The 14425-nt window shown below is 46.7% G+C and carries 5 protein-coding genes (1 of these 5 cut by a window edge); all 5 read left to right on the top strand.

All coding sequences use genetic code 11. The features are described 5' to 3' along the window. Nucleotides 1-62 precede the first annotated feature (62 nt). A complete protein-coding gene (locus tag BMZ28_RS02165; RefSeq protein WP_047779904.1) occupies nt 63-1322 on the top strand; it encodes an MFS transporter in 1260 nt (419 codons plus the stop codon). 81 nt (nt 1323-1403) lie between these two features. Further along, complete coding sequence (locus BMZ28_RS02160) at nt 1404-2174, top strand: SDR family oxidoreductase (protein ID WP_074820372.1); 771 nt, start codon at nt 1404-1406, stop codon at nt 2172-2174. 72 nt (nt 2175-2246) lie between these two features. Then, nucleotides 2247-3248, top strand: coding sequence for a dihydroxyacetone kinase subunit DhaK (locus tag BMZ28_RS02155; protein WP_047779906.1), 1002 nt, complete (start codon nt 2247-2249; stop codon nt 3246-3248). 5 nt (nt 3249-3253) lie between these two features. Next, nucleotides 3254-3895, top strand: coding sequence for a dihydroxyacetone kinase subunit DhaL (dhaL, locus tag BMZ28_RS02150; RefSeq protein WP_047779907.1), 642 nt, complete (start codon nt 3254-3256; stop codon nt 3893-3895). Nucleotides 3896-4858: 963 nt separating this feature from the next. Continuing rightward, nucleotides 4859-14425 carry the 5' portion of a CARDB domain-containing protein gene (locus BMZ28_RS02145; protein ID WP_074820370.1) on the top strand. Its footprint extends 24216 nt past the window's final position, so only the first 9567 of its 33783 coding nucleotides appear in the window; it begins with the start codon at nt 4859-4861; its stop codon lies beyond the right edge, outside the window.

Below are 14425 nucleotides of genomic sequence, written 5' to 3'. Positions count from 1 at the left end.
ATAAATTAGAGATAAAAACATATTAATCAATAAGTTATTTTATAACTATAGGTGATGCAACCATGTTAAACAGTTTGGTAAAAAGGATCGGGCTGCCTAAGAAAATTTTATTAGGTTATATCGGAGTATTGATATTTATGGCTGGCGAAGGCCTGGAACAGAGCTGGTTGTCAGACTTCATTATTCGTCGTGGCCTGACGGTAGAAGAGTCCGGCATCATGTTCAGCGTTTATGGTTTTGCCGTCGCTATTGCCGCTTGGCTTTCCGGTGTACTGGCCGAAATGTTTACCGCCAAGAGAGTCATGGCTGCTGGCGTGGTTATCTTCCTGATTGGTTCGGTCCTGTTTTTATCTATCGGGTTACCGAGCAATAATTTGGCGATTATGGTACCAACCTATGCATTACGCGGATTGGGTTATCCACTATTCTCCTACGGATTTTTAGTGTGGATTGCTTATGAGGCGCCGAAAGCCAAGTTAGGTTCAGCGGTTGGTATTTTTTGGTTCGTATTTACCGGTGGGTTGAGCGTTATCGGTGTTTATTACGCCAGTATTGCACTGCCGCTGCTGGGTGAAATGCTGACTTTATGGAGTGGCATCATCTTTGTTATCGTCGGCGCAGTGATTGGCCTGATGTTAAGTAAAGATACCAAAGTGACCCATGCCCCATCTGATGAACCGCCTAAAACCTTCGCCTATTTGTTTAAAGGGGTTTCTATCGCCTTTGAAAACTACAAGATTGGACTGGGCGGTATTGTTCGTACCATTAACCTATCGTTCGCTTTTGGCCTGATTGTGTTTCTTCCTACCTATTTGCAAGATGTTATTGGCTTTACCCGCGACCAATGGTTGTCCATATATGCCTTTATGTGGACGGTGAATATCATTTTTAACTTACTTTCCGGCGTTATTAGCGATCGGTGCGGCTGGACTAATACCGTGATGTGGTTTGGCTGCGTGGGAAGTGCCATATTCGTTCTGCTGATGTATTACATTCCAACCCACTTCGGGGTCGAAGGTTACGTTTATACCATGCTGGCCGCCGGTGGTTTGGGTGCCTGTTTCGCTGGTTTCGTTCCTCTATCGGCCATTATGCCGACTCTGGCACCGAACGATAAAGGCGCGGCGATGTCGGTACTAAATCTTGGGGCTGGGCTCTGTGCTTTTGTTGGGCCATTGATCGTCACCATTTTTATTACGCCAGTCGGCATTGAAGGGGTGATTTGGATCTTCTCCGGACTTTATATTGTGGCCGCTATTTTAATGAAATTTGTTACCTTGCCTGAGGAATACAGTGAGGAACTGGCTATAGAGCGTAATTAGCTGGATGGAATGCAAGCGAGTCAGGCTTATATCCTACCAATAAATGTACATCTGAGGATTTGTGGTTAAGGAGCTTAAAACATGAACAATGAGTTTAACGGATTCAATACCGATTTCTCCTTAAAAGGAAAGGTCGCTGCTATCACCGGTGGCGCCGCCGGTATTGGTCATGCGATTGCAGAGCTGTTTATCGCCAAAGGTGCCAAAGTGGTGTTGCTCGATCGCGCCGACGATGTTGCTGCCGTTGCCGGGAAACTGGATAGCCGTCACGCGGCAGGGTTTTATTGTGATGTCAGCAATGCCGAGTCGGTTAAGCAGGGCGTGGATAAGGCCATTAAGGCCTTTGGTCAATTAGATATTCTGGTTAACAGCGCCGGTATTGTTGCGTTGGATCCGGCGGAAGACACCACGGAACAAGATTGGGATAAAACCATTGCGGTTAATTTAAAAGGCGTATTTCTTACCAGCCAATGTGCCGGTCAGCACTTTATCCAGCAGGGGCACGGTAAGATCGTTAATTTGGCTTCACAGGCTGGCGTGGTGGCGTTACCTAACCATTTAGCCTATTGCACCAGTAAAGCTGGCGTTATCGGCATGACCAAAGTGCTGGCGCTAGAGTGGGGGCCAAAAGGTGTACAAATTAATGCCATTTCGCCGACCGTGGTATTAACCGAATTAGGGCGTAAAGCTTGGTCAGGTCAGGTCGCTGAAGAGATGAAACAGCTTATTCCGGCTCGTCGTTTTGCTTATCCGCCGGAGATTGCTGCCTGTGCATTGTTTTTAGCCAGTGATGCTGCCGATATGATCACTGGGGCTAATCTGGTGATTGATGGCGGATATACCATCCAATAATGATTAAATCGATAATATTTTGTTAATTAAGCAGTTAATTTTTGATTTATGGTTATCTTTCTGGAGTGTGTTATGAACCGAATTATTAACGATCCCGATCGCGTAGTTGAAGATGCGATTCAGGGCTATTTAGCCGCTTATCCTGAGTTTTTTGCCAAGACTGAACATGAGAAGGTGTTAAAGCACCCCGACGCACCCCGTAAAGGAAAAGTGGGCGTGGTCACCGGTGGTGGCTCCGGCCATGAACCGGCGTTTTTAGGTTATATCGGTAAAAATATGCTGGATGCGGTAGCGATTGGTGAAATATTTTCCTCTCCTGCTGCCGGGGCATTTTTAGAAGCCTTCAGAGCCGCTGACGGTGGTGCTGGCGTTGCCTGTCTTTATGGTAACTACGCCGGAGACAATATGAACGTCAAAATGGCGGCTAAAAAAGCGCAAGCGGCGGGAATTAATGTCAGAACGGTCGTGGCTAACGACGACGTTGCTTCTGCGCCTCCATCAGAGAGAGAGAAGCGTCGCGGTGTTGCCGGTGAAATCTTTATGTGGAAAGTGGGTGCCGCAGCGGCAGCGAAAGATTACGACCTTGACGGAGTGATCACCGTTGCTCAGAAAGCCATTGATAACTGCCGTTCCGTTGGGGTGGGGCTAACGTCTTGTACTATTCCGGCGGTGGGTAAACCTAACTTTCATATTGCCGACGGGATGATGGAAGTGGGAATTGGTCATCATGGTGAACCGGGAATTCGCGTTGAGCCACTGCAAAATGCCAGTCAGATCGCCAAAACCATGGTGGATTTGGTGGTGGGCGATGTCCCTTTTGTTAACGGTGATGAAGTGGCAGTGCTGATTTCCGGGCTCGGCGCCACACCAACGGTGGAGCTTTATATCTATTATGCTGAGGTAGTTAAGCTACTGGCAGCGCAGGGCATCAAGATTTATCGCCCCTATATTGGTAACTATTTCACCTCTCTGGATATGATGGGTGTCACCCTGACGTTGATGAAGCTGGATGATGAGCTGAAAACTTTAATTGATGTGCCGACTCACTCATTAGGTTTAACACAGGTGGAGTAAGGATAATGAAAGTATTAAGTGTTCAAGACGGAACGCCGATTGTTGAAGATTTGGTCAATACCATTGTGGCTAACCGAGAGTATCTGAGTGAAATCGACGGTGCGATTGGTGATGGTGACCACGGTATTAACATGGCTAAAGGTTTCAATCTTTGTGCTGAAAGCATCAAGGGTAAAAGTCTGACGGTTGCAGAAGCGCTTGATGTGCTATCCGATTCTCTGATGGAAGGCATCGGTGGCTCAATGGGGCCCCTTTACGGCAGTATTTTTATGGGCATGGCCGATAGCGTACGGGATAGCAGTCAGATCGACGCTAACGCTTTTGGTCAAATGCTCAGAGATGGCTTATCTTGTTTACAGGATGTCAGCACGGCAGGAGTGGGGGATAAGTGTTTGATGGATACCCTGATTCCAGCGGTTGAAGCCTATAGTCAGGCTCAGCAGCAGCGTAAATCTTTTGTTGAATCGCTTAATTTAATGAAAGCCGCTGCGGAGAGCGGTCGTGATTCTACCATTGATTTAGTGGCCAAGATTGGTCGGGCAAGCCGTTTAGGTGAGCGCTCCCGAGGCGTTTTGGATGCTGGTGCTACATCATGTTGTTTAATACTGAATCAATTGGCTGATTCAGTGGAACAACGCTTGGCATAAGTTAAAGTACCGTCCGGTTTTGATACGCTTTCTTCTGTGTCAAAATCGGACTTTTGTCGTTTATGGCCTGCCTTGATCACCTGCCTTCTACTTTCTGCGTTTGTTGTGTTTCACTACTTATCTTATTCTGACTGTTGATACATAGACAATAATGGGATTTAACGAATAGCAGAATTTCATTCTGCTGATTATTATCTATGGATTATCCCTCATTAATGAAAGTAAAATTTTATAAGTATTAATGAGATTTAAATAAGATATGGCAAGCAATTCTTATTTTTAAAGAGTAATTGAGAGTAAATAAGGGTAATGGAGATATTTATTATCGGGTAAGCATAATAAATTTAATATGGCGGCTGTTTGTTTTTACCGATTTTATAGTAAATAAAAATATAATCACTACATGCAATTTAATTCAATCGCGCTGATAATATATTAATTGATAGGGGTGACGTAAGATTATCAGGAAATGGTTAATTAGGTGGGAATGCAAAAGCGTAAAGCTCTTTCATAAAATGTATGATTCATGTAATTATCTGTTAGTATTTGAAAATTAAATAATATTTTATTTTTTGTGCTTGAGTTATCAGTTTTTAACTATCGGAGTAGAGATAAGCTTAGGGCATAACTGGCGTAAAGTATCGCTAATTAATATGGTGCTGGATTTATATTTCTATCGGTGGCGTATGTGTTGGTTTAATTCATTGTTTAGATCGGATTTTTAATATTTAATAATAAGTGGTGGCTACCGCACAGTTTTATTTGAACTAGTAACAATACGAGTATCTTGTCCTACCCCTCTCAATCATAATTGTTGGTTCGTCATTATATTTATTCGGTTTGTCATGAATGTAAAACAATGAAAACTCCCATCTCTGGATAAATATAAGCTGCTATTAATAATCGTAGTAGATAACGCCAATTTTTCAATTTATCGCCTGTGCGAATATAAGGATTTAGACAATGACAGATAACTCATCAGAAAAAAGTGTAATGGATGCCAACATCATTAAGCACGATAAATTGCAGTTACTAACGCTCGAGAGTTTGAATTCAGCCCCGATGTTGGTTGACGGTAATATTTCTGTCCCAGGAGAGGTGGATCGCTACCAGATTACGGTGGAAGAACCTCGGCGGTTAATCTTCGATAGCCTGACCAATCGCAGCGATATGATTTGGACGCTGAGCGGGCCAAACGGTCAGGTCGCCAGCAAGAAGTTTAATGCAACCGATGCAGGCTCTGGGTTCTCAGTATTCGATCTGATACCCGGTCAATATACTTTGACCGTTGATGGTGTCAATGATGCGGTGGGTGATTATACGTTACGTCTGATTGATACCATCAGTGCCGAAGACATAACGTTGGGTACTCAAGTGCAGGGAAACCTGAAGCAAATGAACCAATCGGTTGTTTATCGCTTTCAGGCACAGGCGGGAGATAGTTTCTATTTTTCTGGTTGGGTTATACCGTATAGTTTAATTAGGTGGGTCTTGATCGATCCCTATGGTCGTCAGGAAGGTGGGATATATAATACCGATAGCGATCGTGAGCGCTTTAGTGTGCAGTGTTCCGGTGAATATTTATTGGTTTTGGATGGTGAAATTGCTGCGAATAGGCCTACGGACTACCGTTTTACGCTTTTCTCCGTGACCGATTCTGTCCAACCATTGGCATTAAATGAGCAGGCGGTTGCCAGCATTGATCAGCCGGGTAAAACCGCCCATTTCACCTTTACGCTATCGCAACCGCGAGCCATTCTGTTTGACCGACTGTGTGATGATAATTTTTATTGGATGCTAACTGGCCCTGAAGGGACGGTGGTGGCGCGTACTGCTAATTTTGATGCCAAGAGTTATGCTAAGGGGAAGGGGTGCCTTTGGCTGGTTGCCGGTGACTATCGCTTATCTATCGACACCTCTATGTCGACGTTAGGAGAGTATGCTTTTTGCCTGCCCTGCTTGCAGGATGCAACGATGCTGCAAACCGATCGCTCGATCGAGGCAATATTGCAGCCAGCCAACAGCATGCAGATCTATCAGTTTGACGTTAAGGCAAACGATAAGATTTTTGTTCACGGTATCGAAGTATCCGATCAGTCAATTTCTTGGTGGCTATTGGATGAGAAGGGCTGGCAAAAGGACAGTGGTAATTTAATGACGCCAAAGCCGCCATTTACCACAATGACCGCTGGACGCTATTGGTTGGTTGTCGGTGGTGCAGATCATTATGCGATAGACAAGAGCATCAGTTATCAATTCTCTGTTAACCAAGTGGCAGAAAAGCAGGAAACGCTAACGCTGAACACCGAGATCAGCGGCGCGGTAACGCTGGCAGGTCAAGGCGTATCTTACGCCTTCTCTTTGGCTGCCGACGGTAGTCTGGCGTTTGATGCACTAACCAGTAACGATATGCTGTGGTCGCTGGTGGGGTCGCGTGGCGTGGAAGTGAGTAATCGGCGTTTTGACCGCAGTGATGCCGATGGGGCGTTTAGCGTTATCAATTTGGTGGCGGGGAACTATCAACTTATTGTTAAAGGTAACGGTAGCGTAACGGGTGACTACGGTTTCCGACTGTATGATTTGGCATCATCCGCCGTTGAGATGAGCATTGATACGCCGCTAACGGGGACATTGTCCCCCGGCAGCGGCAGCCTGGTTTACCAGTTGGATGCGAACGCTGGCGATAAGCTGAGCTTCCAAAGCGTTGAAGTGGCCGGTGGTAGCGCCATTTGGCGCATGATTGACCGTTTTGGCCAAGATGTATGCGGGGCGAATAATTTGGCGACCAATCGCCCAGAGTGGTCGCTGTCCGTAGTGGGTCACTATTATCTGTTGATAGAAGGAAAGCCGACCAATAAATCAGATATTAGCTTCACGATTCAACTGAACGCCACCGGTCATGAAACGCCAGCAGCCTTACCTGAAGGTGAGACTTTTACCTTCGATAAGGCGCTATCAGGTTCGTTTACCCATGTAGCTGATACCAAAGTCTATCGTTTCAGGTTAGATCGTCAGACGCAGCTGATAATGGATAATCAAAATCGAGATGACTATTGGAATTATAGCAGCGCTGTTTGGACGCTATCAGGGCCGCGAGGCATAGAGGTTAATCAGCGTAATTGCCATACCAGTGATATCTATCGCTATGCAAACGGCTATTCTTACGATGGCGCGCTGATGCAGCTTCCTGCGGGCAACTATGCATTAACAGTAAAAGGCAGTAGTCACTCTTCACTTTATCACGACGGCGCTTATGCTTTTCGCCTGATTGATCTTGCTGCGCTGCCAGATTTAACGTTGGATCAACAGGTGTCTCTAACCCGCTCACCGGGGAATTCGGCGGTAGGTTATCGCTTTTCGGCCACTGCCGGTGACACTATGTTGCTTGATCATTCACAGGGCTCTTCTTACTGGCTGCTAGTCGATCCTTATGGACGTAAGGTGTCAGAAGGTTCCGGTGACGGTATCAGCAGTCGTAATTATCCTCTTACCGTTGATGGCCGCTATACGTTGCTGTCTGATGGTTATAGCAATGACACTGCCGTTACTGAAGTGATATTCCGTCTGGCGCGTAAGCAGACGGTTGAACAAGCGCTGACGTTTAATGAATCCTATAGTGGTACGCTGGCTGCCAATCATATCGAGGCGGTGTATACCTTTACCCTTGAGCGGGCAGAAACGCTGGTATTTGATGCACTGAATACCGATAAAAATGATGCGGTTAATCTGCGATGGTCGCTGCGTGGGCCTTTGGGTAATCAGACAGGCTGGCGCAGCCTCAATACCCTCGATGCTTATACTTTCGGTGGTCAACTGCCTGCCGGCACCTACACCTTAGTATTGCGTAATACCAAAAATACCCCGGCTTCTTATCAATTCCGCTTGATGAACCGCGATGTTGCTAAGGTTCTCACCTTAGGCTCGCCGATTGTGGATACGCTAACGGCGGATGAAACCAAAATGTATCGGTTTAATGGTGAAGTCGGCGAGAATTATTTTTTTGAGGGAATGAATAATTATTACGACGGCAGTCAATGGATACTGCTTGATCCGGTCGGATTAAGCGTTTCTTCCGGTCAAGATTATAACAGTAAAAGCGATATTATTCTGAAGGCTAGCGGTGAATATCTACTGTTATTATCTCCCACTTCGCGCACTGAGCTATCAAACGTTAAATTTCAGCTTCATCGCAAAACGGAAACCACCGCAGCAGTTGTCCTGAATCAGCCTCTGAGTGGGCGTATTAATCATAGGGTAGAGACCGTTAAATACGGTTTTACGCTAACGGCGGCAACGCGTCTGGCAGTGAATACTTGGGGCAATAGTAATTTTTATTGGAGTTTATCCGGTCCACGCGGTCAGGAGGCCAGCAATAACAATTTCTACTCCGATACGCGTTTCTTCACGTTGCCAATGGGCAACTATGAATTTACCGTTGTTTCGAGCAATAAACAGACAGGGGAATTCCATTTTTGTTTGTTGGAACAGTCTCAGCTATCGACACTCGCCTTGTTGGAAGAAACTACTGTTGTTTTTGCTGCTCAGTCCTTGGCTGCTGTTCATCAATTGGTCAAGCTAACGGAAAAGACGACGTTGGTTTTTGATCTACCGGATAATCACGGGGCGGATATAGAGTGGGCTTTCTATAACGAACTGGGTAATCGCGTTGGCTACTCTTCGCTTAATTCAGGGTATAACCGTACGATCACGCTGGCCGCGGGGATGTATTGGTTAGTATTGAGCCCTAATCGAATGTATGAGGAGCCGCAAACTTTAAGGTTCACTTTAAAGGAGCAAAATGTTCAGCGCACCAGCATTGAATTAGATACGCAGGTGACGGGGGCATTAGCCTCACCGGTTCAAGAAAATATTTATACGTTTAAACTGGATGTTGGTAAGGCGTTAATCTTTGAGAATTTGGTAACCGATCGGAATTTATTCTGGTCGCTACAGGATGCCAATGGCTATAACCGAGGCTCAGGATCGTTTAGCGGATCGGTGCGGTTAAATACACTGGTGGCCGGAAACTATACGATGCGGGTATACACCCAAGTATCGCGAGATTTGGATACGGTGGCCTTTCGTCTGCGGGATGTCTTTAGCGCCCCATTGTCTGCGTTAGGGGAACATCAGCTTACGTTCTCTGCGCAGGTGCCGATACACATCATCGCCTTAGATCTGGTTGGTAAATCAACAGACTTCTTTATTTATCAGCGTATTAGCCTGTCGGAAAACATAGCGCTGTCGGGCTATTTATTGGACGATCAGGGACAGTGGAAGCAGGAGATCGCTAACCAAGAAAGCGCCAGTATGCTGCTGGTAAAGCCGGGGCGTTACTACTTAGTGTTGCAGGCCACGAATCTGCCAGTTGAGCCGGTTGAATTGCATTGCCGTACGCTAATAGCCCAAGATCAACATCATTCACTGCTTCTGGAGCAACCTGCGCAGGGATATTCGAACGCCAGAGTGCTATCTGATTTCTGGAATTTCACGCTGGATAGCGACCAGCATGTGCTCATTGATGGCACTGCAACCCACTACTTTGAGTGGCGGTTGCGCAATAGTTGGGGGGAGTTACTTAAAAACGGTAAATTAGGCTCACAGGTATCGTTAAAACTGACCGCAGGCAGTTATTGTTTGCAAGTTCAGGCAGGGTATAGCAGCAACAATGTTATTCCAGGCGATTACAGTCTGAGTTTGTCTGGTATTGCTGCGCTGTCTCAAGATGTGGCCGTTACCCATGAACTTAGCGCATCTCAGCCAGTTTGGGTTGGGCGTTTACCCATTCAGGCCGGTGAAGTGTGGCTGCTTCAATCTATGTTCTCCGGTGGCGCGGGGAAAATTACCGTGTATGATTCGCGGGAAAATGTTGTTGCCTCCGGCAATATGACGCCGTGGCTGATCCAGCTTGATGCGCCTCAGAAGTCAGGGGATTATCTGGTCAGAATTGAGAACACCGGTGACAGCGATCTGAGCTTTACCTTAACTGCTCTGTTGACGAACACCATTTTGCATTCGCCTATTCAGGACGATGAGCTTTTTAACCTATCCATTACCTCTGCAACCGACTATCACCACTATCCTATTTCGTTGACGACCAATAAAGATTTGGTTATCAGCATGCCCGATTCCAGTAGCGGCGTTTATTGGCGGCTTGTGCGTGTTGGAGATCACACCGCGCAGAGCTGGCAGCAGGGCAATCAGTATCAGCGTTTGGTAGCCGGAAATTGGCTACTGATGGTCAGGAGCGAACGGTCTGATGGCGCACCATTACGCCTTCAGGTGCAGGATGCCGCGCAAGCACGTGCGTTGACTCAGGAAAACCTGTCGGGACAGCTCGCCGACGGGCATGACGTCGCGGTTTATTCACTGGCGCTAACCAAAGGGCAACGGTTAAATATTGGCGTACAAACGGCCATTCCACAAACATTGTACTGGGCGCTCTATAACCCTCAACGGGAAATCGTGTTAGATGGGGATGGAGCAACCATTCATCAGATCAATGATTTTCAGCCCGGACGTTATACGCTGGTTATTTATGGACAGGGACAGCGCGGCTCGGCACTGGATTATGTTGTTTATAGCGAAGAACGTCAGCCGAAATCCCTGACGCTGGGAGTGGGCATGCAAGTTGCCATGCCAAAAGACAATGAGCAGGTAGAATATGTCTTTACCTTAGAGGAAAACGCTGAACTTATCTTTAGCGCGCTTCAAAGCCGGAGGTATATCAACTGGCTGATCGTTAATTCAAACGAGGATGTTGCTGTTGGCGGCACAGTTAGCGGTCATGGCGAGTGGTTTAATCTGGTGGCAGGACAGTATCGATTAGAACTGATATCACGCGGAGGACTCTCCAGAAGCGGAGAAGCAGAACCTGAAATATTAGACTTCCAACTGGCGACCTTCTCTCAATTACAAAAGTCGACCCTTCAGTATGATATTCCATTAACGCAAGAACTGTCGGTAGAGACCAGATCGGCGCTGCATATGTTAGCGGTACAAATCGGTGATGTGCTGACGTTAACCTCACAGGTTGTTAGTGGCGAAACATTTAACTGGTGTTTGTTCAACGAAAGGAAGGAGGCTGTCTGGAATGGTTCGACGGAAGACCAGGAGAGCCAGAGTGAGCTCTCTATTGACGAGAATGGTCAATATTACCTGCTAGTGGAGAAAACCGTTACCTCGCAACCATTAAGTTATCAACTGCAAATGGCTCTGGATGAACAGCGGAATATCCTGCCGGAAGGGGAAATACTGTCGTTAGGTGAGGTGAAAAACATCACCATACCGAACGAAGGAACAAAGGCATATCGCTTTACCCTTACGGAATCCACACACTTAGTGGTTGCGGGAAATACGTTAGATGATAGTTATCTCAACTGGGAATTAATCAACGTCGCAACGATATTTGGCAATAATGCTTTTTGGGCAAACTCAAGAGGCGAACGTTTATATCAGCTAGCCGTGGGGGATTATGCCTTAAATATCATTAACGACAGTGGATATGGTGATGTGCCGCTGACTTTCCGTCTGGAAGATAGGGAATATGCACCGCTAGTGACGGTAGGAAGTGACATTATTGCTTCAGCGGAACATGTCTTGTACCGAATCTATCTCAACGCCGGTGAGCGTTATTACTCTCAGGCTTCGCAAGGGACTTACTGGATCGTTTATAGCCCTGCTGGGGGAGAAATAACATGGTTGTACGGTGGTGATGTGTCAGAGTTTGTGCCCTTCTCTACCGGTGATCATTGGATTGTTTTATATGATGAGTCTTATGCAGCAGAATCGGTATCACTGAGTATTTTTCCATTACAAGAGATTGAAACGGCCATTAATCCAGGCGATACGGCGACTGGCGCGGTGGCGCCGGGGATAAAACAGCGTTACACCTTTACGTTAACCCAGGCTCAATTACTACTCTTAGACTTTTTACAATGGGGCGATGGGCAAACGTGGCAGTTATTGTGTAATGACGTCGAGATAGTATCGAAGACATTGTATGACGGTGATGATAATGAGCTGCTTAATCTGGAGGCTGGCGACTATCAACTGATTGTTGCACCTAACCGAGAAGGGGAAGCGGCGGAATATCGCTTCAAACTTGTTGATGTTGCATTGGCTTCGGCATTACCGCTGAAGATGCCATTCTCGATTAACGCGGCTTCCAGAGAAACCAGTCTGTTTAAGTTGGGTTTACGCGCAGGAGAGCTCTTTATCTATCGGGGGCTGAATACCAATGCATCCGGTAACCTCAGCCTGATAGATTCAACGGGAAATCATGTGGATAGTATTCCATCCCTGCTTGAATCCTACGTCTTTCTATCATCAAGAACAGAAGATTACTATGTGTTGGTAGAGGGGGAGTCTGACGAGGCCAACTTCTCTTTAAATGCACTGTGCCAGACAGTGGCTGTGGATACACATAGTCAAAGTTTGACGATGGATACCCTCATCAAGAATACGCTGACGCCGGAAGAGAGCGTGAACATTTACCGTCTGGACAGCGTGACTAGCAAGAAATTCAGGTTTATTTCTCATCAGTCTGCTGATGCAGAATGGTATGTGCTGAAGGACAATGGCCAACTGCTAGCCCGTGGAAATATGGGGAGTAATAGCCAGCTTGTGGCGCAGAGCAAACTGGGTGAATCCTATTATCTGGTGGTGTGTAGTTTAGCGCTGGAAGAGACCGTTGAGTATAGCTTTACTGCCGATAGTCTTACCGCCGATAGGGGAATGCTCCAGCTTGATACCGCTTATAGCGGTGAGGTTCCTTCCTCCAGTAACATCACTTACAAACTTCAGCTATCAGAACCTACGCAGATTATTTTTGATGCCTTTGGTACGGTTGGAAGCCAGAACTATTACCTCAGTTGGACATTGCTGAGTGTAGAAGGTGAGATATTTAATCATTCGATGTTTTCTTCCTATAGTGAGGAAGCGGTACATCAATTAGCGGCTGGAAACTATCTGTTACGTATTAACAATGACTACAGAGATCTGGCACCTTATCAGTTTAAATTGGTCACGAATGCAGCAGCACAATCTTTTAATAAGAATGAGAACGTACAGGGAACGTTAAATCCAGGTAGTAGCGTTCATATCTATCAGTTCTCTGCGCAGGCAGGTGAACGCTACACCTTCTTTATGGCTCAAGGAGCAAGGGGCTATTGGAATCTATTTGATCCTCAGGGCAATCGGTTATTTAACCGGGGTTTTGGGCGCTCACCAGATGAGCTTGTTTTGACCAACGGCGGCGACTATCTATTGATGTTCAGCGGTCAAAATAGCCTTCACGAGGCTCAGCCTTATGAGTTTAGCGTATGGCAAACGGCAGACCTCGGAATACTACCGACCGACACACTGATTGAGCAGTCACTGGAGAGAGGCCAGTCAGTAAGCTGGCAGTTTAATCTTGATCAACAACAACTGGTGGTATTCGATAATCTGTCGACAGATGCCGGCGGTCAATGGCGTTTGGAGAATGCCAGCGGCGTGATTTCCGACTGGAGTATGACCGCAAATACAGATAGCAAGCGCCAACTGGCGGCGGGCAAATATCAAGTAACGTTGTTTAACAATACTCAGGCCGAACAACGCTATGCTTTCCGTCTGTTAACCTCGAAAAGCGCGACCCAAGTGACGGCGGGAACGCCGATGAATATTACGGTTTCTCCGACTAATGGGGCTCAACTTTATACTTTCGACGCTTTGGCGGGAGAACGTTACTACTTTGACGCCCTGCCAGCGATATCGGCCTTTATGGAGAAACATCCTGGCAATATGTCCGTTCCATACTGGTCGCTGCTGGATCCACAAGGAAAAACCATTTTCTCCGCGGTCTCAATGGGATCGTTCCGTGTGTCTGGTGATACTAACCCTGAAACCAACAGTTGGCAGTATCGTGCCTATTTCACTGGTGTTGATCAGGAACCACCGGCGTTTAGTCTGACCGGTACTTATACACTGGTGATTGAAGGTCTCAATAATAACGCACTGCCACAGGTTGAAGTGGCGTTTAATCTGGTCAACGTGCCACTGCCATCAACGGTAGAGTTGGGACCGATCACCTTGCCGGATGGCCCTGATTTGGTGATTAATCGGGTTTCCCTTGAGCCTGAATCAGGTCTGCAAAGCGGTCAGGCGGTGGATATCAGTTGGGTGGTCGAGAATCGTGGCACATTGCCAACGGTCGGTCGCTGGAACGATAGCGTGACGGTGCGCAATCTGAATAATGGTCAACTGATCGCGGTGATTTCCGTCCCTTATGATAATGAACAAGAGGGGGATATTGCCGTTGGTGATAGCCGTACTCGCCATGTTGTGTTGCAACTGCCTGAAGGCATTTCCGCGGTTGGGCATCTGGATATTATCGTCATAGCGGATGCTGATAATTTGTTGCATGAGCATAATCCTCAGCTAACGTCAGAAGACAATAACGGCCGCAGAATTACCACTAAAGTTATATCGTCAGACTATCCCGATCTGGTAATTGAAGACTTTACGCTGGAACCGGACGGTGACTTCCAG

Source organism: Pragia fontium DSM 5563 = ATCC 49100, assembly GCF_900112475.1.
In the GTDB taxonomy this organism is placed as follows: Bacteria; Pseudomonadota; Gammaproteobacteria; order Enterobacterales; family Enterobacteriaceae; genus Pragia; species Pragia fontium.
Note: the sequence above shows the minus strand (reverse complement) of the source record. Positions and strands in the feature narration are given on the sequence as shown.

What these genes read in the sequence shown, in the direction of transcription:
- BMZ28_RS02165 (WP_047779904.1), top strand. Translation starts at nt 63, where the DNA reads ATGTTAAACAGTTTGGTAAAAAGGATCGGGCTGCCTAAGAAAATTTTA.
- dhaL (WP_047779907.1), top strand. Translation starts at nt 3,254, where the DNA reads ATGAAAGTATTAAGTGTTCAAGACGGAACGCCGATTGTTGAAGATTTG.
- BMZ28_RS02160 (WP_074820372.1), top strand. Translation starts at nt 1,404, where the DNA reads ATGAACAATGAGTTTAACGGATTCAATACCGATTTCTCCTTAAAAGGA.
- BMZ28_RS02155 (WP_047779906.1), top strand. Translation starts at nt 2,247, where the DNA reads ATGAACCGAATTATTAACGATCCCGATCGCGTAGTTGAAGATGCGATT.